At 51.4% G+C, this 25211-nt stretch carries 23 protein-coding genes and 4 tRNA genes; 9 read left to right on the top strand and 18 right to left on the bottom strand.

All coding sequences use genetic code 11. The features are described from left to right. Nucleotides 1-286 precede the first annotated feature (286 nt). Nucleotides 287-1303 (top strand): coproporphyrinogen III oxidase, encoded by a 1017-nt coding sequence (locus HCH_RS07775; protein ID WP_011395638.1) that lies wholly within the window; start codon nucleotides 287-289, stop codon nucleotides 1301-1303. Nucleotides 1304-1447: 144 nt separating this feature from the next. Beyond that, nucleotides 1448-2227, top strand: coding sequence for a fumarate/nitrate reduction transcriptional regulator Fnr (gene fnr, locus HCH_RS07770; RefSeq protein WP_011395637.1), 780 nt, complete (start codon nucleotides 1448-1450; stop codon nucleotides 2225-2227). On the opposite strand, the gene HCH_RS07765 is transcribed toward fnr, so the two are convergent. The 8 genes from HCH_RS07765 to rnr all read right to left on the bottom strand — a co-directional run bounded on the left by HCH_RS07765 (nucleotide 2224) and on the right by rnr (nucleotide 10620). After that, nucleotides 2224-3129 (bottom strand): SDR family oxidoreductase, encoded by a 906-nt coding sequence (locus HCH_RS07765; protein ID WP_158304938.1) that lies wholly within the window; start codon nucleotides 3127-3129, stop codon nucleotides 2224-2226. The genes fnr and HCH_RS07765 overlap by 4 nt on opposite strands. Before the next feature lie 202 nt (nucleotides 3130-3331). Next, complete coding sequence (gene alr, locus HCH_RS07760) at nucleotides 3332-4456, bottom strand: alanine racemase (protein ID WP_011395635.1); 1125 nt, start codon at nucleotides 4454-4456, stop codon at nucleotides 3332-3334. After that, nucleotides 4456-5883: a replicative DNA helicase gene (gene dnaB, locus HCH_RS07755; RefSeq protein WP_011395634.1), complete on the bottom strand. Its 1428-nt coding sequence runs from the start codon at nucleotides 5881-5883 to the stop codon at nucleotides 4456-4458. The genes alr and dnaB overlap by 1 nt, the downstream gene beginning before the upstream one ends. A 140-nt stretch (nucleotides 5884-6023) precedes the next feature. After that, the gene (gene rplI / locus HCH_RS07750; RefSeq protein WP_011395633.1) at nucleotides 6024-6470 is read right to left on the bottom strand and encodes a 50S ribosomal protein L9; all 447 of its coding nucleotides are present in this window, start codon (nucleotides 6468-6470) and stop codon (nucleotides 6024-6026) included. A 122-nt stretch (nucleotides 6471-6592) separates the two neighbouring features. Further along, a complete protein-coding gene (gene rpsR / locus HCH_RS07745; protein ID WP_011395632.1) occupies nucleotides 6593-6823 on the bottom strand; it encodes a 30S ribosomal protein S18 in 231 nt (76 codons plus the stop codon). 17 nt (nucleotides 6824-6840) lie between these two features. Then, nucleotides 6841-7269 (bottom strand): 30S ribosomal protein S6, encoded by a 429-nt coding sequence (rpsF, locus tag HCH_RS07740; RefSeq protein WP_011395631.1) that lies wholly within the window; start codon nucleotides 7267-7269, stop codon nucleotides 6841-6843. A 126-nt stretch (nucleotides 7270-7395) separates the two neighbouring features. After that, nucleotides 7396-8139, bottom strand: a complete 744-nt coding sequence (rlmB, locus tag HCH_RS07735) for a 23S rRNA (guanosine(2251)-2'-O)-methyltransferase RlmB (RefSeq protein ID WP_041598499.1) — start codon at nucleotides 8137-8139, stop codon at nucleotides 7396-7398. 78 nt (nucleotides 8140-8217) lie between these two features. Next, on the bottom strand, nucleotides 8218-10620 hold the full coding sequence (rnr, locus tag HCH_RS07730) for a ribonuclease R (protein WP_238384976.1): 2403 nt from the start codon (nucleotides 10618-10620) through the stop codon (nucleotides 8218-8220). A 308-nt stretch (nucleotides 10621-10928) separates the two neighbouring features. Here rnr and HCH_RS07725 point away from each other — a divergent pair. After that, nucleotides 10929-11015 (top strand) — tRNA-Leu (locus HCH_RS07725). Between the two features lie 271 nt (nucleotides 11016-11286). On the opposite strand, the gene HCH_RS07720 is transcribed toward HCH_RS07725, so the two are convergent. The 6 genes from HCH_RS07720 to HCH_RS07695 form a co-directional block, all read right to left on the bottom strand. Further along, nucleotides 11287-12699, bottom strand: coding sequence for a peptidoglycan DD-metalloendopeptidase family protein (locus HCH_RS07720; RefSeq protein WP_011395628.1), 1413 nt, complete (start codon nucleotides 12697-12699; stop codon nucleotides 11287-11289). Between the two features lie 212 nt (nucleotides 12700-12911). After that, entirely contained in the window at nucleotides 12912-13337 is a 426-nt protein-coding gene (locus tag HCH_RS07715) for a TraR/DksA C4-type zinc finger protein (RefSeq protein ID WP_011395627.1), read from the bottom strand. Next, entirely contained in the window at nucleotides 13334-14248 is a 915-nt protein-coding gene (folE2, locus tag HCH_RS07710; RefSeq protein ID WP_011395626.1) for a GTP cyclohydrolase FolE2, read from the bottom strand. The genes HCH_RS07715 and folE2 overlap by 4 nt, the downstream gene beginning before the upstream one ends. Nucleotides 14249-14301: 53 nt before the next feature. Then, the gene (locus HCH_RS07705) at nucleotides 14302-15636 is read right to left on the bottom strand and encodes a dihydroorotase (protein WP_011395625.1); all 1335 of its coding nucleotides are present in this window, start codon (nucleotides 15634-15636) and stop codon (nucleotides 14302-14304) included. A gap of 2 nt (nucleotides 15637-15638) precedes the next feature. Beyond that, entirely contained in the window at nucleotides 15639-16058 is a 420-nt protein-coding gene (gene hisI / locus HCH_RS07700) for a phosphoribosyl-AMP cyclohydrolase (RefSeq protein ID WP_011395624.1), read from the bottom strand. Between the two features lie 93 nt (nucleotides 16059-16151). Continuing rightward, entirely contained in the window at nucleotides 16152-16613 is a 462-nt protein-coding gene (locus HCH_RS07695; protein WP_011395623.1) for a Fur family transcriptional regulator, read from the bottom strand. Nucleotides 16614-17059: 446 nt separating this feature from the next. Between HCH_RS07695 and HCH_RS07690 the strand changes: the two genes are divergently transcribed. The 4 genes from HCH_RS07690 (at nucleotide 17060) to HCH_RS07675 (ending at nucleotide 19554) form a co-directional block, all read left to right on the top strand. After that, a complete protein-coding gene (locus HCH_RS07690) occupies nucleotides 17060-17668 on the top strand; it encodes a MarC family protein (protein WP_011395621.1) in 609 nt (202 codons plus the stop codon). Between the two features lie 7 nt (nucleotides 17669-17675). Beyond that, complete coding sequence (locus HCH_RS07685) at nucleotides 17676-18566, top strand: LysR family transcriptional regulator (RefSeq protein WP_011395620.1); 891 nt, start codon at nucleotides 17676-17678, stop codon at nucleotides 18564-18566. A 180-nt stretch (nucleotides 18567-18746) separates the two neighbouring features. Then, nucleotides 18747-19076 carry a DUF7352 domain-containing protein gene (locus HCH_RS07680; RefSeq protein WP_011395619.1) on the top strand — a complete coding sequence of 110 codons (330 nt, stop codon included), beginning with the start codon at nucleotides 18747-18749 and terminating at the stop codon, nucleotides 19074-19076. A 34-nt stretch (nucleotides 19077-19110) separates the two neighbouring features. Next, a complete protein-coding gene (locus HCH_RS07675) occupies nucleotides 19111-19554 on the top strand; it encodes a phosphate-starvation-inducible PsiE family protein (RefSeq protein WP_011395618.1) in 444 nt (147 codons plus the stop codon). Between the two features lie 90 nt (nucleotides 19555-19644). Here HCH_RS07675 and HCH_RS07670 read toward each other — a convergent pair. The 3 genes from HCH_RS07670 to HCH_RS07660 all read right to left on the bottom strand — a co-directional run bounded on the left by HCH_RS07670 (nucleotide 19645) and on the right by HCH_RS07660 (nucleotide 19900). Next, nucleotides 19645-19719: transfer RNA gene (locus HCH_RS07670), tRNA-Glu, on the bottom strand. 24 nt (nucleotides 19720-19743) lie between these two features. Continuing rightward, a tRNA-Cys gene (locus tag HCH_RS07665) sits at nucleotides 19744-19818 on the bottom strand. An 8-nt stretch (nucleotides 19819-19826) separates the two neighbouring features. After that, nucleotides 19827-19900 (bottom strand) — tRNA-Met (locus tag HCH_RS07660). A 249-nt stretch (nucleotides 19901-20149) separates the two neighbouring features. Here HCH_RS07660 and rtcR point away from each other — a divergent pair. Next, on the top strand, nucleotides 20150-21784 hold the full coding sequence (gene rtcR / locus HCH_RS07655) for an RNA repair transcriptional activator RtcR (RefSeq protein ID WP_011395616.1): 1635 nt from the start codon (nucleotides 20150-20152) through the stop codon (nucleotides 21782-21784). A gap of 16 nt (nucleotides 21785-21800) precedes the next feature. On the opposite strand, the gene HCH_RS07650 is transcribed toward rtcR, so the two are convergent. Continuing rightward, nucleotides 21801-23486 carry a S8 family peptidase gene (locus tag HCH_RS07650; RefSeq protein WP_011395615.1) on the bottom strand — a complete coding sequence of 562 codons (1686 nt, stop codon included), beginning with the start codon at nucleotides 23484-23486 and terminating at the stop codon, nucleotides 21801-21803. 376 nt (nucleotides 23487-23862) lie between these two features. Here HCH_RS07650 and HCH_RS07645 point away from each other — a divergent pair, with 376 nt between their 5' ends. After that, on the top strand, nucleotides 23863-25182 hold the full coding sequence (locus tag HCH_RS07645) for a Na+/H+ antiporter NhaC family protein (protein WP_011395614.1): 1320 nt from the start codon (nucleotides 23863-23865) through the stop codon (nucleotides 25180-25182). Nucleotides 25183-25211: the final 29 nt, after the last annotated feature.

Below are 25211 nucleotides of genomic sequence, written 5' to 3'. Positions count from 1 at the left end.
CCGCAAAGGATATCAACTCCCCGCCCAAAGCTGCAATGAATGTTATCCCTCAATGCCCCAGAAACCCAATGTTTGAGGGCTTTTGCGACTAAAGTCCACCCACACAGGCAGCCACCCGCTCACCCCTTGATCAATATCAAGGCGCCCCGCTGGGAGCTGGATACACTGAGCATGGAGAGAGGGGGACTCACTTGCCAGCAAGTGTGACAGCAGGCGCGCGCGCCAATTCGCCAACAACGACAGTCAAGCGCGCGCAGATGTTTTCTTACCTGGTTGGAGACCCAATATGCCAGTTGGAAAGGTTGTCGAACAAGCGATACAAAATGGGGGTAATGATAGCTGGGTTTATTTGCTCAACTCCCCTCCCAAAGAGTTCTCCAGCGAGAACTGGAGCGCCTTAAACGAGGGAGCCTATGATGCGGACTATCGCAACAGCTCTCTGGCTCGATACTATGAAGGCGGGTTCGCATTGAGCGTTCAAGCGCCCTGCTTCACCACACTCGTAAGCGCGGAAAATTATACCCGCCGACTTCCATCCATGAGCGCAAATCTGCAGAAGTACATCGACTATGTCGTAAAGGAAGTGAGACTACTCAAGCAAAGCCTTCCTGCCGGTTGCCAGGTTAAGTACCTGCATTGGTTCGGCGATCTGGTGCGCCAGCTTACTCCCGCAGCGCAAACGCAGGTCATGTACTATTTAGGGCGGGAGTTCAAGCTGAACTTCGGCGCCGATGCCCGTCATGTCATCGAGTTGGACGCTCGTCCAGACTCAGAGGAAGCGCTAGCCCTGATCAAAGGGTTGGGCTTTAACATCATCTGCATCAATGATCCCGGTGAATATGCGCAGTCCTGTCCTATTGAGGACCTTAAGGATTGGCTACAAACCATTAGGGCATTCGACTTTAAAGCCGTCTATCTGCGTCTGAAAGTGTCACCCATCACATTCTCCGCACTGTCCCAGCATCTTGAGGAAATTCTGACGGAAAGACCGCAGGGCATCCTTCTTTCCAGCCATAAACCAGAGTTCACCAGCACACCTAGCCTGGAAACAGCGCTAAAAGATTTCAAGCGACGCATTAAGTCCGCATCGTTTATTCCGATCACCCAGGACTTTTTCGCGCTACCCTGGACAGGCTTAATAAGCCAAGGCGTCAGTTGTCTGCATGGCGTCGGGTTGGGCGCATTCTCTTACACGCCCCACTACCAGTTGCGCAACGCCACCCAGCTGGATGACTACTACAAAATCCTGGACAACGGAGGACTCCCGGCAAGAGCAATTCGTTACACTCAGACACAGTTGTAACAAAAGGTGAAAGCTATGTAGAAACAACGGCGAGCGTAGGTTTTCCCTGTAAATTTCCTGCTGTGGGGATTTGCTTTTAAATGGCTATTGGCTATCCTAGAAGCCTCTTTAAGCAGTTTCACTCATTCAGCCACGAGGCGACCGATGGAAAGCAAGCATATAGCAACCTCCTCTCCTTTTAGCTTACACAGGGGCTGCCATGAATGTAACTTGAGCAAACTTTGCATTCCAATAGCGGTCGGGGCTGAAGACATTGATCGCCTGGAAGAAATCATTCGCCAGGGCAAAATGCTCAATCGCGGTGAATATATCTTTGAGCAGCATACGCCATTTCGCTCCTGCTTCGCCGTTCGTAGCGGCGCAATCAAAACATTCACCGTATCTGAGGAAGGCGAGGAGCAGGTAACCGGCTTCTACCTGCCAGGTGAGATTATCGGGCTGGACAGCGTTAGCATGGAAAAATACTCCTGCTCCGCCGTCGCTCTCGAACGCACTAGCGTGTGCGAAATTCCTTTGGAAAAATTTGAAGACTTAGCCTCAGACATTCCCAGCCTGCAGCACCACTTTTTCTCGCTGATGAGTAAAGAAATTCAGGAAAGCAGGCAGCTTACTATGCTACTGAGCAAAAACTCTGCGGAAGAGCGCATAGCCTCGCTGCTATTGTCCTTATCAACTCGCTTCAGCCGTCGTCGCCTGTCCGGCACAAACTTCAGGCTCCCCATGCCTCGCAGCGATATAGGCAACTATTTAGGTTTGGCGGTCGAAACTGTGAGTCGGGTTATTACCCGCTTCCAGAACAACGGCATTATTAAGGTCCAAGGAAGGGAAGTTCAGATTTTGCAATTGGAAGAGCTACAGAAAGTTCTCCGCCACGACACTAAGTGTCTGGAACACCAAAAAGAGTCCGCCGTTAACGGCCGTTAACGGCTCTCTTCCAAGCAGTTTTCAGCGGGCTTCACGCCCCCACGTTGCTGGCATTGCTCAATCAGTGCAGGCAGGTAGCGACGCCAGGGAAGCTGTTTGACGCCAAAGGTGTTGCGCAGCTTGATGCAGCCCAACGCCCCATTCGCGGGAAGCGCCACTCCAGGCAAGACATCAGCGCCCTTCTTCTCGATCAGAGCCTGTAGCATTTCCTCCTGGCCAAAGGCCTGCAACACAATCGCCTTCAACAATTCATAGTGGGTGACCGCTTCAGCGCCAGCATAATGGTAAACACCCCATACGGAGATGTTACAGCTTAACTGTTTGATAACAGCGTCCACCACTCTCGCCACATCATCCACCGCAACAGGGGTCAGCTGCATATCGGTACTGGCGTTAAGACGCTTGCCTGACGACAATGCCGAAAGCATGGTCTGCAACCAGCCTTGAGCGCCCGCCTCCAGCAACCAACCAACCCTCAAGATCAGATGCTTGCTATAGTTTTCCTGAAGCCATTGCTCACTCTGCAACTTTGTCCGCCCATACACAGAGAGAGGACGCCCTTTGTTGGCGGAAATATAAGGATTCTTTTTGACGCCGTCGAAAACAAGATGACTGGAAAGATGAACAATCGGCGCCTTCCATAAGTCCGCAACCTCCGCAACCGCCGCACAAGCGGACACGTTAACCTGATACGCCAGGTCCGGGTGCTGCTCCGCTTTGAACAAATCGCTCATCTCCGCAGCATGAACGACAAAGTCCGCTGACGGCATCGACTTCATTCCCCGCACGATCGCATCATTGGTCATCAGAAACTGTTCGTAGGGGACGCCCTCCACCACTATACCGCTCTGCTGCAAACGCTGAGCTATAGCCTTACCTAATGGCGAATCGATTCCCGTCACACAAACAATCACTCATGTACCCCTTAAATGCATCTCGTGGCCTTTGGCAGCCCCCAGAATACGGGGCCGCCTGAAGATATTATGTTTACAATATTGGCTGCTTGACGGGATTTTAGCAAACCCTGCGCATCGGGGTTCCCCCGCCTTACATCCCGTAGGCCGCGCCAAAGCCTCCCTCGAGAGCCCCCGCCAACGCAGCGCCTTAAACTACTTCCGAACGATTAATATATACTCTGGGAACCCGCGAGGTCATACCCGTAAATAAAGTATAGGAGATTGTTGACGCATATCCTGCAACCTCATCCGCGGAAACAGTCCCGCCCCACAACTCCACTTCAGACCCAATGCGAGCCTCTGGAATATGGGAGATATCCACCGTCAACATATCCATGGATACACGCCCAATAATTTTTGTCCGCTTACCGCACACGGCGACAGGAGCCCCATTCTGCATCTGCCTTGGATAACCATCGCCGTATCCCACCGCGACCACTCCCATTCGCGTTGGGGCGTCCGCAGTCCAGGCGGCGCCATAGCCAATAGAGTCTCCAGCTTGCAGCTCCCTGGTAGCAATCAAACGTGACTCAAAGGTCATTACCGGCTTCAAACCAAAATCTGCCCCCGTCTTATCCGCCATGGGGGACGCGCCGTACATTGCAATACCCGGGCGCACCCAATCCAGATGAGTTTCCGGATACTGCAGCAAAGCCGCAGAATTAGCAGAGGAATAACTCCAGCCATTCGCCCCCGCTGCCTGCATACCAGCCTGAAACGCCCGCCACTGCCTCTGCTGCAGAAGACTATCTAACTCATCAGCACATGCAAAGTGGGTCATTAAGCCGATAACTGAAAGCCCAGGAAACTGCTGCAGTTTCTCTGCGACGTGAGCCAATTTATTTAACGGCAATCCCAAGCGGTTCATACCTGTATTTAGCTTAATCCAGGTTTGCATTCGGGTGGAGTCAGGCCCCGCCTTACGCAACGGCGCCACCTCGGACAGCATATCCAGCTGCTCCATGTCATGCACAACCCACTCTATGTCACACCAGCGAGTGGAGTCAGCCAACTCTTCCGAGCTGTAGAACCCTTCAAGCACCAGAAGCGGCGTCGTAACGCCCGCTTCGCGCAGGCTCACCGCCTCATCGTAACAAGCCACCGCCAACTTGGGGGCTTCCCCTTTCAGCGCACGGGCAATTTCCACTGCGCCATGACCATATGCATCGGCTTTGATTACCGCTGCACACCTGGCGTTATGCGCGATGGAGTTCAACAGGCGAATATTGTGACGCAACGCGTCCAGATCAATAAGAGCGCGGGATGGACGCATTACTCGTAATCCCCGCCATAATCGTGGGCCAAATCTTCAAAGCGGGTGAACCTACCCATGAACGCCAAGCGCACCGTCCCAATAGGGCCGTTACGCTGCTTACCGATAATAATTTCTGCAATACCTTTGTCTGGACTATCCTCGTGATAAACCTCATCCCGATAGATAAACATAATCAAGTCAGCATCCTGCTCAATCGCCCCAGACTCCCGCAAGTCGGAGTTGACCGGGCGCTTATTGGGCCTTTGTTCCAAGCTGCGGTTAAGCTGGGAGAGCGCGACTACAGGACAGTTCAGCTCCTTCGCCAGGGCTTTCAAGCCTCGTGAAATTTCAGAAATCTCAGCCGTACGACCTTCCGTCATCCCCGGCACCCTCATCAGCTGAAGGTAATCCACCATGATCAAGCCAATTTCACCATTGTGATCTCGCGCCACTCTTCTAGCCCTGGAGCGCATTTCAGTTGGACTTAACGCTGCCGTATCATCGATATATAAAGGCTTGTCTTTCAACATATTGACGGCTGATGTGAGACGGGGCCAATCATCCTCATCCAGTTTTCCGCTTCTCACTTTAGTCTGATCAATGCGCCCCAAGGAAGACAGCATACGCATTACGATGGAGTCGGAAGGCATCTCCATACTGAAAACCAAGACAGGCTTCCCTCCCAGTATCAGTGCGTTCTCCACCAGGTTCATAGCGAATGTGGTCTTACCCATTGAGGGACGACCGGCAACGATAATCAGGTCTGAAGCCTGCATCCCCGAGGTGCGATCATCCAGGTCGCGAAACCCTGTAGTAACACCCGTGATAGCGCCATCCGAGTGAAACAGCTCATCAATTTTTTTCAGGGTCTTCGTTAGAATCGGATTCACCGATTCCGGTCCGCCCTGATTTGGCCGCGACTCCGCTATCTGAAAGACCCGTCGCTCCGCATCGTCCAACACCTCTGTACTGGTGCGCCCTTCCGTCTGATACGCCTCGTCGGCGATTTCATTAGCGACGGTGATTAACTGGCGCAACACAGAACGTTCGCGAATAATTTCCGCATAGGCGCGAATATTGGCGGCGCTAGGAGTATTCTTGGCCAGCTCACTCAGGTAGGCCAATCCACCAGCAGAGTTTAACTCGTTGCGATTATCCAGCTCTTCTGAGACGGTGATGGCGTCCAAAGGACTGCCGAGATTCGCCAATCGTGAAATTGAGCCAAATATCAGGCGATGGTCCAGACGATAAAAGTCTTTCGCTGTAATGATATCTGAAATCTTGTCCCAACTGGCGTTATCCAGCATCAGACCACCCAGAACAGACTGTTCCGCCTCAATTGAATGGGGCGGCGCTTTGACCGCCGAGGAGCTGACCAGCGCAGCGCCGCCAGGGCCCTGCCCTTCCGACTTGGTCGAATCTTTACGTATTACTGACTCATTCATAGTGACTTGCAGAGCTTTAAAGGGTAGCGCTTATTATCGCTAATTTGCAGGCATCGACAACACGACCGTGGTGAAGTCTTGAGAGCATAAAAAAAGGCAGTGCGCATGGAGCGGACTGCCTTTTCTTGCATGACCAGAGATTACTCGCCGACTACGATTACCTTAACGGTAGCAGTAACGTCAGTGTGCATCTGCACGTCTACTTCGTACTCGCCTGTGTTGCGCAGAGCGCCTTCAGGCAAGCGAACTTCGCTTTTCTCAACCTCAACGCCCAAAGCAGTGACTGCGTCAGCAATGTCTTTAGTACCAACAGAGCCGAACAACTTACCTTCGTCGCCAGATTTGGCAACGATGGTTACTTCTTTACCGTTGATAGCTTCTGCACGAGCTTGAGCTGCGGACAGCTTCTCGGCAGCGGATTTTTCAAGCTCTGCGCGACGAGCTTCGAACTGCTCTACATTTGCTTTAGTTGCAGGAACAGCTTTGCCATAAGGCACCAGAAAGTTACGGCCATAACCAGCGCGAACCTTAACTTTATCGCCAAGGTTTCCGAGGTTGGCTACTTTTTCGAGAAGAATAACTTCCATCTTGTTTACCTCAAATCTTATAACAATCGGAAGCTTCAGAGCTTCCGATTGGCAAACCTTTAAGAACCTGATTTTCTATACCATTTCGCTGATGACAAAATGGCGAGAGACTTTTCAGGCGCTTAGTCGTCGTGGCGATCAGTGTAAGGCAGCAGAGCCAGGTAACGCGCACGCTTGATAGCAGTAGCGAGCTGACGCTGATAACGCGCCTTGGTGCCGGTGATGCGGCTGGGCACGATTTTGCCAGTTTCAGTGATGTAGCCTTTCAGTACTTCTACATCTTTGTAATCGATCTCTTTTACGCCTTCGGCAGTAAAACGGCAGAACTTTCTTCTGCGAAAGAAACGAGCCATGGTTAGCCTCCTATAACTTATTCGTCGTTGCTGTCTTCGTCGTCAGTATCGTCGTCAGAGTCGTCAACGTCGTCAGCAACGACGCGGGCGGGACGATCTTCGCCACGAGGAGCGCGCTGTTCGCGGGACTCAGCTGCTTTGATGGGCGACACTTCGGTCACAGCATCCTTACGACGAATAACCAGGTCACGGAGGATGGCGTCGTTAAAACGGAAGTTGTGCATCAGTTCGTCGATGACTTCTTGAGAACACTCAATATTCATCAACACATAGTGCGCTTTGTGAATTTTGTTGATGGGATAAGCCATGTGACGGCGACCCCAGTCTTCCAGACGGTGAACTTTACCGCCGCCAGCGTTTACGCTGGAGGTGTAACGCTCAACCATTGCAGGCACCTGCTCGCTTTGATCAGGATGAACCATGATCACGATTTCGTAGTGACGCATTGTAGCTCCCTTCGGTTTAACAGCCTTACGTTGCGTTTTCGTAAAGCAAGGAGTTGATGGTGGTTTTAAGAGGGCAGCATTCTATGCCTGTTCAGCAAGACTTGCAAGCCCGCGCACGAACAAAAACTAACCAGCCTGACGCTGTCGCACCGCCTCGAAAAGACATACGCCAGTTGCGACAGACACATTCAGACTGCTGACTTCACCCAGCATGGGAATATTGACAAGACTGTCGCAGTTTTCGCGGGTAAGGCGGCGCATCCCTTTATCCTCCGCCCCCATAACAATGGCCACGGAGCCCTTAAGATCCGCCTGATACAAACTTTGCTCCGCTTCTCCCGCCGCACCGACCAGCCAAACGCCATAGGTTTGAATATGCTTCAATGTACGCGCCAGATTCGTGACACGAATCAGCGGCGTCACTTCTGCTGCGCCACAGGCCACTTTTCTGGCGGCCGCATTCAACGGAGCGGACTTATCTTTGGGCACAATAACGGCGTGCACGCCCGCCGCATTGGCTGAGCGCAAACAGGCTCCGAGGTTATGGGGATCAGTGACGCCATCCAGGACAAGCAGCAACGCGGGCTCTTCCAGTTTTTCAAGCAACTCTTCCAAATCGGTCTCATTGCTCATTCGATCCGCTTTCAAGTAAGCCACAACCCCCTGATGTGCGCCATCGGCCGCTTTATCCAACGCCGACTTACCCACCTGAGAAAAGGGCACCCGGCGCTCTTGAGCCAGCTGCGCTATCTCCTGCAGGCGGTGATCATGGCGCTGCTCCGACAGCAGTAAACGGTCAATTTTACCCGGATGCTTCTGCAGCAATGCTCTTACCGCATGCATCCCAAACACAATGTTTGATTCAGACACAGTTAAACTCGTTCCGTACGTTAAAAAACCGGCATTCTACCGGTTTAATGTTTGCTTTACGCCAGCTTTTTCATACTGCTAGGAGCGTTTGCGGCGTCCTTTTTTTTGCGGCTTACGCAAAGGACCACTCGCCTCCGAACGCTTACCTCCCTTGGCGCCTTTTGCAGGCTGTCCGCCACCTGCTTTCTTTTCCCTTTTCCACTCTTCATTCCATTGCGCCAGAATTTCCTTACGCTTGTTCTTTTTACCCGGCGCTGAGCGTCTGGGCTCGCCAATCATTTCCAAGTCGATCTTACGATCTTCAAGCCCGACTCGAACCACTTGCACCCTCACCTCATCGCCCAGGCGATGCGTAACGCCCGTGCGCTCGCCGACGAGACGATGCTTCACCGCGTCGAACTGATAATAATCACTCTTCAGCGAGGACACATGGACAAGCCCTTCGACATACAGATCTTTAAGCTCGACAAAGAGCCCGAATGCAGTGACGGCGGCGACAATGCCGTCAAATTTCTCGCCAACGTGTTGAGTCAGGTACTCGCATTTGAGCCAACTCATAACATCGCGGGTGGCCTCATCCGCGCGGCGCTCGGTCATTGAGCACTGCTCCCCAAGAACCAGCAGCGCCTGCATGTCGTAGTTATAACGCGCGTTTTTAGGTAAAGCTGGCGCGCCCGCCACCCTTTGCACATTCTTGCAGGGCCGTTCACTTCGTATCAGATCTCTGATCGCTCTGTGCACCAACAGGTCCGGATAGCGGCGAATCGGCGAGGTAAAATGTGTATACGCTTCATACCCCAGTCCAAAGTGCCCCTTGTTCTCAGGCTGATATACCGCCTGGCTCAACGAACGCAACATCACAGTCTGCAACGTAGCGCTATCTGGGCGCCCCCGGATAGTCTCCGTCAGCGCCTGATAATCAGAGGGCTTCGGATTGGAGCCGCCCCCCAGACTTAAACTTAACTCGCCAAGAAACGCGCGCAGATTTTCCAACCGCTCCATCGTAGGCCCTTCATGCACACGAAACAGCGAGGGTATTTCATACTTCTCCAGCAGCTTCGCCGTCGCGACATTAGCGCACAGCATGCACTCTTCAATTAGCTTGTGGGCGTCATTGCGCACTACCGGTACAATTTTGTCGATCTTGCGGTCCGAATCGAAAAGAATACGGGTTTCAACAGTTTCGAAGTCTATAGCGCCACGCTCTTCCCGAGCCTGCCTCAAAGCCAAATACAAATTATGCAGCTCTCGAATATGCGGAGCCAAGTCCGCATATCTTTCTGCAAAGGCTCTTCCTTCTGCGGAATCCGGGTCATCAATATACGCGCCCACCTTGGTATAGGTCAGTCGCGCCTTGGAAAACATCAGTCCTTCATAAAACTTATAGCCGCTCAGCTTGCCCTTCTGACTAATGGTCATTTCACAGACCATACACAGGCGTTCTACATCAGGATTGAGCGAGCACAGTCCATTGGAGAGCACCTCGGGCAGCATGGGAACCACCCGATTAGGGAAGTAAACTGAGTTCCCGCGCTGAAAGGCCTCTTTGTCCAGCGCCGTCTGCGGCTTCACATAATGAGAAACATCGGCAATCGCCACATACAAACGCCAACCGCCCGACTTCTTCGCTTCACAATAGACCGCGTCATCAAAATCCCGTGCGTCCTCGCCATCGATTGTCACCAACGGCAGATGTCGAATATCGACTCGGTGCGCTTTGTCTCGAGCACTCAACTTAGACTTGAACTTGGCGGCCTCCGCATCAACCTCTTCAGGCCACCGGAATGGAATCGAATAGGTGCGCAGAGCGACATCGATTTCCATACCCGGCGCCATGTGCTCACCCAGCACTTCTTTAACATGGCCCATCGGGTTAACGCGCACATCGGGCTGACGTACAATCTCCAATGTCACATATTGCCCATGTTTGGCTCCATTGAGAGCATGCTCCGGCACCAGGATATCCTGGGTAATGCGAGGATTGTCTGGAACAACGAAGGCAACTCCACTTTCCATATATATACGCCCAACGGCTTCGAAAGTGCGGCGCTCGACGACTTCAACAATGACGCCTTCACGCTTGCCTTTAAATTCGCGTCCCTCCTCGCGCACCAACACAATATCGCCATCAAAGACTCGCTTCATTTGACGCGACGACAGGTACAGATCTGAACCGCCCTCCTCAGGAATGACAAAACCATAGCCATCTTTATGTCCCTGGACCCGGCCACGAATCAGGTTCATTTTCTTCGGCAGTCCATAAGCGCCCCTGCGATTGCACACCAATTGCCCATCCCGACACATGGCGATCAATCGGCGGCGCAAACCTTCATAGGGCTCAGGCTGCACAACATTAAAAGAGGAAGCTATTTCTTCGATGGTCGCGGGAGCCCCGCGCTCCTCAAGAAAGGCAAGAATAAATTCGCGACTTGCAGTGGGGTGTTCATAACGGGCGGCTTCGCGCTCCGCAAAAGGATCCAAACTACTCTTTTTCTTTTTTCCCATTAAAAGGACCTTAAATCTACAAAATTCATCAACATAGCGGGACCTGCAACCGATATGGTTGGTTTTCCATCACATTAACATAATTCCCGCATTTAAAAACCACTCAGAACTGCACTCACCACATGTACAAATTTAGAACAAACTGGGCATTCACAACTCCTTAACGCCCGTTTTTTATTCAATTTTTTCAATTTAAACGCTGTTTTAAAAAAACTTAAAACCAACCCTCAAAAAAGCGTTGACAAAGATCCAGGTGACGCGTAAAGTTCGCGCCATCCTGAAGTGCCGAGGTGGTGAAATTGGTAGACACGCTAGCTTCAGGTGCTAGTGGGGGCAACCCCGTGGAGGTTCAAGTCCTCTCCTCGGCACCATTTAATTTAAGGATAAAGACATTAAAGAGTTGAACATCGACTCTAACAAATGAGCGCTTGAAGGCGCTTTTTTTGTTTCTAGCCTCAAGCAAAAACCACACTGCTTCTCCCATGCTTATAAAAAGCAACGCTGTATCTATCATGACTTCCCCAGTCTGGGAAAATTAACCTTCCGCCAGACCTCGAAAAACGCCCCCTCAAACGCAACCCGAGCCCATCATTAAAAGGCTGTGGATAGCACCGAGTTTTGATCTCTAAAATAATTGAACCACTATAGGTTTTCTTTTTGGGCGGGATCAGTGGCTTGCGGACTTCCACTGGCGGGATGCTCAAAACGTTTGGCTATCTGGCTCTCATCAAGCATCAATGTCTGCATGCTCTGCACATGCATACGAAAACTGGCGATATCGGCAGCGGGAATGGATTGAAGCACCGGTATATCAGCCGTCATGGGATTAACCGGTTTGCCTTTGATATGCAATTCATAGTGTAAGTGTGGCCCGGTAGAGCGTCCGGTGTTACCAGATAAAGCGATAACCTGACCACGTTCAACAAGCTGTCCCTTAGTTACCAATATCTTGCTTAAGCGCAAATAACGCGCCGAGTATGGGCCAAATTCATCAATTGCAATATATTTGCCTGCATAGCGGTGGTTGGCGACGCGAGTGACGCGGCCGTTACCCGTCGAAATCACCGGGGAGCCAACCGGCATAGCGAAATCAACGCCGTTGTGTGGCGCGTAACGCCCAGTAACAGGATGAAGACGTCGAGGATTGAATGGTGAGCTGATGCGAAACCGCTTTTGCGTCGGGTACCGTAATAACGCCGGAATTAAGCTGGAGCCATCCGCATCGTAATAAGAGCCATCGCCGTGGAGATAAGCGCCAAACTCCTTGCGGCGCGCATTGATACGCGCCGCGAGTAATCGATCATGACCGATGGCTATGCCGTCGATGACCTCACGCTCAATCACTACTTGAAACTGATCTCCAGCACGAAGGTCGCGACGAAAGTTGAGGGTGTTCTTCAAGAGTTGATGTATGGTCATGACCATATTTTCCGAGAGACCCGAATTAGAGGCAGAAACAAAAAAGCTGCCAGAAACCTCTCCGCGCACAACTTCCGTAATCCAGGCCGTCGGCGTCAAGGTTTCATCGTAGACATAGCGACCGTCTTCGCCACGCAGATAACTGACGGTTTTACTGGGGTCAACCACAAGCGATAGCGCATATAGCTTATTTGACGGATCAATTCGGAAGGAAAGCCGATCGCCCGGCCGCAAGACATCCAACGCCAAATAAGGCTCATCGGCTTCAAGAATCTCGTAGAGTTCAGTTATGGGGAACTGGCTTTTCCTGAAAATCGCTTCGAGAGTATCGCCCGGCTCCACCATGTATTGTAGATCGCGAAGTTTTTCCTCTTTCGACGCTTCTTCTGAGGCGTGACTGCGCGCTTGGTGCGCCTGCTCAGCGCCATCCATTTGTTCTTGGCTGCGTTGTTGACTGATGGATACCTGCGATATGGAGGACTGACCAGATTGGGAAGTCCCTGCCTGTGACGAAGCGCCACTAAACCAGTACAAGCCGGCAAGCGCTATCAACCCGAATATAATCTGAATTAGAGCAAGCGTCTGCTGACTGCGCGCCACATGATCAAGCACCATTCGCCAGCCTTTTATTTTCATAACATTAAATCCAGGAAAGACATCATTCTCTTCCTTACAAAAACCATATATTAACGAGTGATGCGCAATCTTTTTACTTCAGCCTTTTACGTGTCTATATCTTAGCTTTCAGAAACAGGTCCGCTTTACTGGAGGCAGCAATATGTAATGCTGCAACACCTATCACCCGTATTTGAAGATTCGTTAAAGAGAGTATTTTCTTTTATCAAGGATCAACTTTTGTAGTGATGCTCTTTGATTTCTTTCAGCGCCTTAACTTCTGCGCAATACTCAGCGGTAGGTCTCGCCAGAAGACGTGGAATCCCTATCGGCTCACCCGACTCCAGACAATAGCCATATGTTCCCAGGCGGATACGCTTTAGCGACTGTTGAATTTTAGGCAACAGCTTTTGTTCTCGATCAACAATTCGGAGTGCGATGGCGGATTGTTCCTCACGAGAGGCGCGATCATTCTCATCGCTAAAGTCCATCGGTCCGGTTATTTGATCCCTGGCTTCTTGTATTCGATCACAGGTTGATTCATGGAGCGCCATAAGTCGATCCTTAAAAAACGCGAGCTGTTCAGCGCTCATATAATCCGATTCAGGCGCGGCGAGAATTTCCCTTTCGGATAGCTGTTGTGACTCTAACGACTTCATAACATTGCTCCTTTGGAATATTTTTGATCGATCACCACAGCATTGTGCGCATGCAAACTTTCTTGGTGCTCCACTTTGAACCAGTAGTCTTCAATCCATGAGGATTGCTCCAGCAAGGTTTTGACATTCCGCGCAGCATCCTCGCAGAACATTAGATTGTCAGCATTCAACCGGGCAAACTCTTGCTCGTCAGTACGCTTAACCATGGTTTGCACCGGCGTACCAATCGCCTCTTCGATTTGCATAATGAATGATGACAAGGAAGGCCAACCATGATTTCCAAGCAATAAGTTCAAATAGGCGTATGACCGCTGACTATGCGGAGTGGCGACGGTGGACGTGAGCGCCCATGACAACAGCTCTTGTTTGTCGATACGCGACGTTGAGAATTCATTATCTATGGCGTCGGAAAATAACTGGCGTGAAAGTGCAGCAGAACAAGGACAAGTGCTTGAATAGGGAACAGTAATTTTCAGGCTATAATCGTATTTTTCACTTAAGCATTGACCGCCTATTTCGATACGATAGGTCTGAAACCCAGTTTCATTGCTTAGAAGCGAGGGCTTTGGCAACAGTAAATCAAACACCAATTCAACCTTTGCGCTTCTGCTGATCTTTCCTTGAGAAGCAACCATGTTTCTCAGCAGTAAGTCGAGTCCTTCCTTGTCACACACCTGAGAGGCGAGTTGATTGAGAATCGCATGTAAGCGCGACATATGAATGCCTTTCTCGGCAGCGTCATCGAGACTGACATACACGTTCGCTTTTGCAGGCAGCGATTGCTGTTTCCCGCCGCCAATATTAAGAGTTAGTGGAACGGCGATATCTTCCATGCCCACCCACTGTAAAGTATAAGTTTCAAATTCGGTGCGGGTTTTAGCGATATCGGGTAGTGCTCTTACTATTTGCATTTAATTTCCGTTTGAATAATTAGGTTAGTTTCCAATGCTTAAAAAGCTGATACCTACCGAGAAAAGGCAAGCGCCATAGCAGACGGTTTTCCTGAGACGACGCCATCATCGCCAAACATACGCTGACCATTAACCCAGGTACTTTTAATCCGTGAAGAAAACACCTGCCCAACGAAAGGTGTCCAGGCGCAGTGGTACAAACTATTTTCGTGTGTAATCGTTGTTGAAGACTGGCTGTCGATAAGAACCAAATCTGCATAATAGCCCTCACGGATAAACCCGCGCCCAGTAATGGCGTATCGAATTGCCGGGTTATGTGCAGTTTTTTCAACTACCTGAGTTAAGCTAAGACGTCCATGCCTCACATGCTCCAGCAAACTCAATAATGCGTGCTGCACCAGCGGTAACCCTGCTGGGGCCTGATCATAATCAAGCTGCTTCTCCTCCAAGGTATGAGGGGCGTGATCTGTTGCGATAATATCAATCTGGTTAGTATGCAGCCCCTGAATTAACGCATCTCGATCGCTCCGGCTTTTAATTGATGGATTACATTTAATTAAATTACCTAAACTTGCGTAATCTTCTTCGCTAAACCATAAATGATGAACACAGGCTTCAGAAGTAATATGTTTATTCTCAATGGAGCCCGGCTCGAACAGCCCCAATTCCTTTGCCGTTGTAATATGTAATACATGCAGCTGACTTTGGTATCTCTTGGCCAGACTAACGGCATAGGAAGAAGACTCATAACAGGCGTTGACGTTGCGAATCCTGGGGTGATCTTCAATGGTCAATACTGCTTTTGAGCGTAGAAGCGCCTCTCGACTTTTTTGAATGACTGAGTTGCTCTCGCAATGCGTAACGATAAGCACAGGAGATTCGCGAAAAATGGCTTCGAGAGCTTGAGGGGCTTCTACTAGCAATCCCCCTGTCGATGCTCCCATAAATACTTTTACACCGCAGTGCCTGGCAGGGTCGAGTTGCTGTATTTGTGCAAGGTTATCTTCGGTCGCCCCTAAATAGAATGCATAGTTAGCATATGATCGCTTTGCGGCGATGGCGTATTTTTGATTGAGGGCCTCGATGGTTATCGTGGCAGGGTTGACGTTAGGCATTTCCATATAGCTGGTAATGCCCCCCACCACTGCTGCGAGAGATTCACTGGCGATGGTTCCCTTATAAGTAAAACCAGGCTCACGAAAATGCACCTGATCATCAATCATGCCTGGCAATAAATAGCAACCAGCCGCTTCAATGATGCGATCCGTGTGTTCTGCTCTAATATCAGTCGCTATCTTTTCAATTATAGAGCCGACAATACGCAGATCCATTTCTCTGATCAGACCTTCGTTCACCACGCGGGCGTGTTTTATGAGCGTAGCGGACATAATTACGCACAGCCTCTCTCTACCCAAACGAGCTGTTTATCTGGTTCGACTTGTAGATAAAAGCACGTCTGTCTGCCTGTATGGCAGGCCGCGCCTTGTTGATCGACCAGACAGAGAATAGCGTCGCCATCACAATCAAATGACATAGAGACTAACCTTTGCACGTGGCCGCTAGTCTCACCTTTGACCCATAACCGTTGACGGCTTCGCGACCAATAAGTCATGCGTCTGGTTGAAATGGTTTTTTCGAGCGCCTCAACGTTCATCCAGGCGAACATCAGTATGGACTTGGTGCTGGCGTCTTGCGTGATAACAGGAATTAAACCCTGCTCATTAAAGGCAAGCTCAGCTATGACATCAGGTAACGCCAGCGGGCTGTTGCTACTGTGCTGTTCTATGCCAATAAAATAGTCGCGCCTCATTAGATGGAGCCCACCGCCGATAAGCCAATGGCCAACTTATCCGTTATTGCCTGTGTTGCCTTCATAGGGGGATTTTCCAGGTTTTCGGTCAGGTCAGGCCGCTTGTGCGAGGCAATCATCACACAGGCAGTTCATTTCTAACTGGGGGCTTGTCAGCTTGAACCCGGCTTCTTGTACGCTTTGCTGAAGCTCAGTAATCGTGGCGAGTTTGACGCTGATTTCTTTCACTTTGCTGCATTTTTGGCAAATCAAGAATTGCGGGGTTGCATGAGCATGATCACAACTAATATGCGCACACACGACATACTTGTTTGCAAGGTTGAGCTTATGCACCAGGTTTTCCTCTTTCAAAAACTCTAGAATGCGGTAGACCGACATTGCAGGTATAACCTCGCCGTAACGCTCCTTGCAGAAATTGATCAGTTCATATGCGGAAAGCGCCTTTTTGGATTGAATAAGCCCGGCTAAGACTTGTTTTCGTTTTACTGTTAAGCGTGCGCCATGAGCTTTGCATTGCAGCTCTGCTTTATGAATGATGCTATCAACGTGATTCATGATGACCACCTAAACTCGATCCCAGGTTTATTCGGCTCCAGCGATACTGCGCCTTGCCGAGCTTGATTCACCGCCCAGTTCGTCGCCCTCCAGCTGCCGGCTCTCTCTAAGCGCGCGATAAAATGCATCCATTACTCACTTCTATTGCTTTCTGTTTCTTTGCGAGCCGATTACTTTTTCACCATAAAGATACGTTATATCATATCTTTTTATAAGTAAAGTGCGCCTTCGTAACAGCGATGGATCAATTATTCGCCCTAACATGAGCGCCGCACGTGAAACCGTTCTGGAAAGTAACCACAAAAGCCGGCAGATCCGGTGAAGCTTGAATGAAATGCCGCCCAATGGGAGTTCATATACACTTTCTATAATCTAGAAATAGGCTGGCGGCCTTGGCCTCCCCCCTGCGCTCGCCTCGGGTCGTTAAGACATCCAGGATTGATAAGATGCATGAGTTCATCGCCACGTTTGTATTCTTCTTCGCTGTGATAGATCCAATTGGAACCATTCCCGTATATATGGCGGTGACCGCAGGGATGACTGAACCGGCCAAACGGAGAGTGGCGGCCAAGTCCATCGCCATTGCAGCCGCTGTACTGGTGTTTTTTGTCATTGCAGGAGAGCTGATCTTAACCAGCATCGACATTCCTTTGTCCGCTTTTCAAGTGTCAGGCGGGATCATTTTATTTCTCTTTGCGCTAACCATGATCTTTGGCGAGAGCAAGCCCGAAGAAGAAATCAAAATGATTAACAGAGAGTCCGAGACTGCGACCTTTCCGCTGGCTATTCCGTCAATCGCCAGCCCTGGAGCTATTTTGGCGGCGGTATTGCTGACAGAGAATAATCGATTTGATCTATGGGAGCAGTTTCTGACCACTGCGATCATGTGCCTGGTACTGTTCATTACTCTCATCTTGATGCTGCTTTCAAGCTTCATCCACAGGTTTGTCGGCACACTGGGAACGAGCATTATTAGTCGGGTGATGGGAATGATTCTGGCGGCGTTGGCCGTGACGAACATTTTGTCTGGAATTCAGGTATTTTTCGGCTTGTAGGAGCGCCATGCCTAGTTCAATCAATTTCAAGCACTTATATTACTTTTGGGTGATAGCCAGAGAGGGTTCGCTAGTTGCAGCCAGTCGAGAACTGAATCTGGCGCCGCAAACGTTGAGCGGTCAGCTGGCGTCCCTGGAAAGCCAACTAGGAGGGCTTTTATTCAAGCGCCAGGGCAAGCAATTAGTGTTGACCCATCTCGGCCATACTGCACTGAAATACGCTGATGAGATGTTCAGAGTCGCTGAGGAGCTGAAACATGTGACCTCAATGATTACGACTCAGCAGGCCATCAAGGTTTCCGTGGGTATTTCAGCCTCAATTCATAAGTTGTTCGCCTACCGGATGCTGGAGCCGGCAATGAAACTGGAGCGTCAGGTGGATTTCAGCTGCCAAACAGGCCAGGTCGAGTATTTGGTGCAGGAACTGGATCACCATCGGTTCGATATTGTCCTGGCTGACCGGTTGCCTACGATACAACGAAGCAGCTCCATCCACTGGTACAAACTTGAAGAGTCGACCATCAGCCTGTTTGCCGCCCCCTCTCTTGCAAGAGATCTGCGCTCCCGCTTTCCCAAAAGTCTTCACGGCCAGCCTTTCCTGGCGGCCACGCTGGAATCACCATACTTTCATCAGTTGATGCAATGGTTAAACAATCAGGGCATCAAGCCAATTGTGCGAGCAGAAATTGATGACAGCGCTCTGATCAAAGTTTTTGGCGCCCATGGGTTGGGAGTCTTCGCCGCTCCCACCATCGTAGCGGACGAGGTCTGCAGGCAGTATCAGGTTGAATCGATAGGCAACATAGACGTGGTAATGGAAAATCTGTTTGCGATCACCAGAAGTCGTCTGTCGGGCAATTTGGCTGTCGAGGCGATCTGTAAACGCTACCAGCACTGACGCCTTTGCAGTGAGCCCGAACAAGATCTGACTGAGTCATTAGCGCCGTCTACTTCATCATGAGGTTCTCACCTGTAAATAGATCGAAAAAGACGTATTAACGATACCGGATAATCTGATTTTATCTGAGCATGAGTTATCGCAGACTGCCTGTGTCGAACACATAGGGGAGAATCCGAGATGAAAACGATTCATAAATATCGATTGCAAAGTGGAGCGGTCATTAACACCCTGAATTTACGTCAAGGTTATCGCCTTGTCCGCTCAGAATATTTATTAACAGAAAAAGCCGTTTTTATTTGGGTGGAAGAACCGCTTTCCGTCGATGCGCCTTTCATTGCTACAGAGTTTGTTGTCGTGCTAACGGGTAAGCCTGTGCCAATGAACTACGTATACAGAGACACGGCGCTGGATACCTTTGGCCCCGAGGCCTTTCATGTTTATGAAGTTCCCTCGGGAGAGCCGCAAACCAGTGGCGCTATAGAGGACGGTAAACTAAGAGCAGCCTAAGAAGATGCATTAACCGTGCGTGGATGAGGTGAGTATGAAGATCGACAATAACGACAGGCTGATTGGTTACCTGCAGCATATTATCCACTGGTCTGTTCGGGTATTGGCAATTCTCATGGTGTTTGTGATTGTCATGGGGGTCGTGGATGTTGCCTGGACGCTTTACCAGAAGCTAAATGCGCCGCCTCGCTTCATACTCACTATCTCGGATATGCTCGCCACCTTTGGCGCTTTTATGGCGGAGCTCATCGCGATTGAGATCTTTATCAATATTACCGTTTACCTGCGGGAAGATGTCATCCACGTCAAAATTGTATTGGCGACAGCTTTGATGGCCATTGCGCGGAAAGTGATAATACTGGACACGGAACAAGCCGACCCGATGTACATTCTGGCTTTGGGGGCAGTTGTTCTGGCAATGAGCGTAGGGTATTGGCTTATTCACCGGTTACCCGACTCACGGCATGTCGGTGAGTAATGTTGTGGACAAAGGCGCGCAAAGCCGGACGTAAGTCTGTGTTTATTCACAAAGTGGCTGACGCCTTATCATTTCTACGCGGGAAAGTATTGGTGCGCCAGGACGGAGTCGAACCGACATTGCAAGGTTGAAAACCTTGCGTCCTCACCATTAGACGACTGGCGCAATGGAACGTGGATATTTGCGTGTTGGAGAGGTCGGCGGGATTTGAACCCGCGATCGTCAGTTTTGCAGACTGATGCATTACCGCTCTGCCACGACCTCTTTTTTGATGCCGCCTGTCGGACTCGAACCGACAACCTATGGCTTATGAGGCCATTGCTCTAACCGATTAAGCTAAGGCGGCGTAAAGCGGCTCTCTTATGCAAGATGAGCCGGATTCTGAAGGTATGGCTGCCAGCCAGAATCTGTAGCTGTTATAGCGAGCGGCGTGCCAACTTATTTTCGCCTCACCAAACATAACAATAAGACATTGTTTTATAATGATTTATAAAATTACCGAGTAGAAAATACCGTATTGGTCGTAGCTTATAAGCGCGGCAATAAATATCATGCTGGATATCAAAATATTGCCTTGGATACGCCCCAAATTTCGATGAACAGAAAAAATATCGTCCTATCTATTCTCGGCACGACTTTGGATGTCGTGTCCAAGCGTCGCGGCAAGTTTGAGAAGCGCTGGGAGCGCTGGCGGCCGAATGTCTCTATCGCGCAACGTCCTGAGCATTTTCCGGTGGATGAGCTGCATTTACTCAGCTCCCGCAAAGATATGGCGCTTGCCGAAGAGGTCGCGGGAGACGTCAAGGTCATCAGCCCTGACACGCAAATCGCCATTCATGAAGTGAACTTCTCCTCCCCATGGGAATTGGAAGTCACCTATCTGCAGTTACGAGACTTTCTTTCCGACTTCAGGTTTGATCCCAGCGCCAACTATTTCTTCCACATCACCACCGGCTCGCATATTCAGCAGATCGTTATCTTCCTGCTACATGAGTCTCGGCTCTTTCCTGGCAAGCTATTGCAAACAGCGCCGCCCAAGGAAGGCGCGACCGAACCGGGCCACCAGATCATTGATTTGGATCTTTCCAAGTACGACGCAATTGCGGAGCGTTTTCGCAAGGATCACCTTGAGGGTGAGGATTTTCTGAAATCCGGCATTCAGACCCGCAACCCGGCGTTCAACCGGATGATTCAGCAAATCGAACTGGTCGCGCAGCGCTCTATCGCGCCTATGTTAATCACCGGTCCGACCGGCGCCGGCAAGTCCCATATCGCTCGCCGTATCTATGAGCTGAAGAAGAAACGCAACCTGGTAAGCGGCGACTTCGTGGAAACCAACTGCGCCACACTGGTGGGCGACAACGCCATGTCCACCTTATTCGGCCATAAAAAAGGCGCATTCACCGGTGCCGTAGACAAGCGGGACGGCTTACTGAAACGCGCCGATAAAGGCATGGTGTTTCTTGATGAAGTCGGCGAACTGGGCCTGGATGAACAGGCCATGCTGTTACGCGCCATCGAAGACAAATGCTTTCTGCCCATGGGCGCGGACCTGGAGGAGAAAAGCGACTTTCAGCTGATCGCCGGCACTAATAAGGACCTGCGCAAGGAAGTCAGGGAAGGACGCTTCAGAGAAGATCTTTTTGCCCGCATCAATTTATGGACTTACCGTCTTCCCGGACTGGCGGAGCGAAAACAGGACGTCGAACCCAATATTGAGTACGAACTGGATCGATTTGAGCGCAACCACGGTGAGAGGGTGACGTTCAACAAAGAAGCCCGCGCCCGCTATCTTGAGTTCGCATTGTCTCCTGAAGCGCTTTGGCCCGCCAATTTCCGCGACCTCAACGCCAGCATCGTGCGCATGGCGACTCTGGCGGACAAAGGGCGCATCAAGACGGATCATGTGGACGAGGAGCTACAGCGACTGCGTTATTTATGGTCGCATGCAGAATCGCCGACCATGGCGAGCAGCTTATCTCTGGATGACTTTCTGGCCCAATATCTCGACCTCGAACAGCTTGAGCATGTTGATTACATTGAGAAAGTGCAACTGAAAGCCGTCATCGAAGTGTGCAGAAACTGCCGGGACGGCGCGGAGGCGGGACGCACGATTTATAATGCATCCCGCCTGCGCAAAAAACAGACGAACGACTCCCATCGGTTGCGTCAATATCTGGCCAAATACGGCCTTCATTTTGACAGCATCAGGCAGGTCAACTCAGTCTGAATGGAAATAGCGGCGGCTAGGGTTTACGCCAACTGGCGGTGACGCTGACGCCGCGATAGCTATGGCGTCCGCGCAACCCGATAAACCACACGCCGGGTTCAGGATTGGGAAACACGCATTGCTCTTCATTGCCGTCTATGAAAGGGCGGCAATCATATTTATTCGGTGTGGGGCGTACATCGTCGGCGACATAAAGATCTACGTCGCCAGTCCCGCCAAAGCTTCTGACCACCATTTCAATAGCGCCGCGCGGAACTTCGAAGCGATAGTAGTCCCATGCGTTTTCCTCCCCTTGCAGATTCTCCAGCCTTAACACGCCCCGCGCCGGCGCCGGCAGGTCGCCATTCAGCGCCGCCAGCGCCCGCGCAGCGTCAGCGATGCCTGCGCCGCATCCGCCGTCACAATCTCCGGGCAGGGGTCTCGCTCCCAGTTTTATAGCGCTTTCGATCCGTCCCGGCGTCGCCCCCGGGTCAGCTTCATACAGAAGAGTAGCTATCCCGGCCACATGGGGCGTCGCCATACTGGTGCCTTGATAGAATTGATAGGCCTCCTCCCCCGGCACAGTCAGGCCAGTATTCCAAATGGACAGCACGCCATTGCCGGGCACATCAGTCTCGCCACCCGGCGCGGAGACATCGACTTTGCGCCCGAAGTTGGAATACCAGGCCCGCGCGCCCTCTCTGTTGTTGGCGGCCACCGCGATCACGCCTTTGCAGTTCGCCGGTAAAAACTGGCGGACATCCGCATTGGCGTTGCCAGCGGCGACCACCACACTGACATGACGCTGGCGCGCCATATTGATCGCCGACTGCATGGTTCCACCGCAACGCCCCTGCCCTGTCAGACTCATGTTGATAACCTTGGCGGGATGTAAATTCTCTGGCGCGCCATCGACAGGAGCCCCCGCCGCCCATACCAGAGCGTCCGCAATATCCGACAGATACCCACCACACTTGCCCAGTACGCGAACGGGCAATATGCGAGCGTTAAACGCAAGGCCTGCAACGCCAACCTGGTTATTGGTGACAGCAGCGATCGTTCCCGCCACATGCGAACCGTGCCAGCTGGAGTTCTCTGCTTCCGACCCGTCATAGCACTCATCTTGCGCCACCCAGTCCCCTGGGTCGCCAGCATCAGCGTCACGCCCATCGCCATCATTGGCGACGATTGGATCACTGATAAAGTCGTACCCCGGAACAACATTCGCGTCCATATCCGAATGGGCGACGATTCCCGTATCCAACACAGCCGCAATCACGCCCGCGCCTGTAGCCAGGGACCAGGCGGCCGGTGCGTTGACGCCAGCCACTTCGTCGAAATATCCCCATTGCTCGCCATAACGTGGGTCATTAGGCGCCGTCGCCTTTTGCAGCAATATGTCCTCTTCCACATCAAGGATACTGGCGTCACTGAGTAAGTCTCGTTTCAACTGCGCCAGCTCACTCTGCGTCAGCCGTCGTTTTGCCTGATACAAGCGGCGGGCGCCAACAGCGAGGGGGCGTAGATAATCCATGCTTTGCAAAGCGTTGCGTGCGGAGGGAGAAATTATAGAGAAGGAAGAAGAGGATCGAGGCGGCGAAGCATCGCCTGCATAGTGAACAATAAGTCGTTGCGGTCGGAGAGTGAAATCTTGCGCTAAAACACTCTCTCCCTGAAGTCCTGTCAATACTACTGCCGTCATCAACAACAAAGCTAATCTCATAACCATCATTCCTTGACTGAAGTTGCGTAAAGTACTGCAGTGAGCAGCCAGCGCTTCCCTACTTCCAAGGATTTACAGAAAACCCGACACCCGGAAAAGCTGACAGCTTGTTGACTCTACGAAAAACTCATGGCGCGCTCAAGGCGACGCGGTTACTCCTCAATAATGAAGAGACATAAAGATTTGTTTTAGCGCCAAATATTTCCAGATGGCCTTAAAAAGCCGAAGCTTATAACCGAAACTAAGCTCCCGATCACGATAAATTATTAGAGATTAATTTTTCGTTTCCTATAATCTTTCGCCTTTTTACAGTCCACGCTCTGCGTCTGCACACAACCAGAGCGGCTCTCAACCAATCGTGGAATAAAGAAGTAATATGTCCCAAGCATCTCCCTTAGCTTTGCTTCCGCTGGCGCTGTTCCTGGCGCTGTTTGTCGGCAGCGGCCTCTGGTATCAGGCGGAAGGCGTTGAATACGCCTTTTATCAAATCTCCGCGCCGGTCGCGATCCTGCCCGCCATTCTATTAGCGGTAATGATGGCCCGCGGAACCTTGAATGAGCGCATAGAAACCTTTATCAAAGGCGTCGGCGACAACACGATCATCACCATGGTTCTGATTTATCTGCTGGCGGGCGGTTTCGCCAGCGTCGCCAAAGCCGTAGGCGGTGTGGACGCCACGGTCAACTTCGGACTCAGCGTGATACCGCCTTCTCTGGTGCTGCCGGGGCTGTTCATCATCACCGCTTTCGTCGCTACCGCCATGGGCACCTCCATGGGCACCATCGCCGCTATCGCCCCTATCGCTGTGGGCGTTGCTGACGCAACGGAACTCCCCATGCTGCTGACCATCGGCACCGTAGTAGGGGGCGCCATGTTCGGCGACAACCTGTCTATTATTTCCGACACCACCATCGCCGCGACTCGCACCCAAGGCTGCGAAATGCGCGACAAATTCAAGCTGAACTTCATGATCGCGGCGCCAGCGGCCATATTGACCCTGATCTGGCTGTATTTCCAAAGCAGCAGTGCGGTAGTGGAAGCGCCCAAAGACTATGAATTGATCCGCATCCTGCCCTATGTGGCAGTGCTGGCGCTGGCGGTATTGGGCGTCAACGTTATGCTGGTGCTGTTCAGCGGTATTGTGCTGGCGGGTGGGATTGGTCTGTTCATGCAGCCTGACTACAGCGTGGCGGCCTGGTCCAAGGACATCTACGCCGGCTACACAGGGATGCAGGAAATTCTGATCCTATCGCTGCTGATCGGCGGCCTCGGCGCCATGATGAAGTCTCAGGGCGGCCTGGACTGGCTGGCGAAAACCATCGACCGCATCAGCAGACTGGGCGGAGCCAAACAACACACCAGCCGCGCCGGCGAACTGAGCATCAGCGCCACCGTCGCCCTGACCAACGTCTGCACCGCCAATAACACCGTTGCAATTCTTCTATCCGGCAGCCTGGCGAAAGATATCGCCGACCGCTATCAGGTCGACCCACGTCGCAGCGCCAGCCTCATGGACATTTTCTCCTGCGTCGTCCAGGGCGTCATCCCCTACGGCGCACAAGCCCTGCTGGCGTCATCCCTGGCCAAAGTCTCCCCAGTAGAACTGATCGGCAATATCCACTACTGCTGGCTACTGGGGCTTATGGCGCTGATATCGATTGTCATTGGACTGCCTAAAGGCAAAGTCCAAAGTTAATGACTTGAATTAGAAGCCCGCTGTTGCGG

The sequence above is a fragment of the Hahella chejuensis KCTC 2396 genome, from assembly GCF_000012985.1.
Classification (GTDB): Bacteria; Pseudomonadota; Gammaproteobacteria; order Pseudomonadales; family Oleiphilaceae; genus Hahella; species Hahella chejuensis.
Note: the sequence above shows the minus strand (reverse complement) of the source record. Positions and strands in the feature narration are given on the sequence as shown.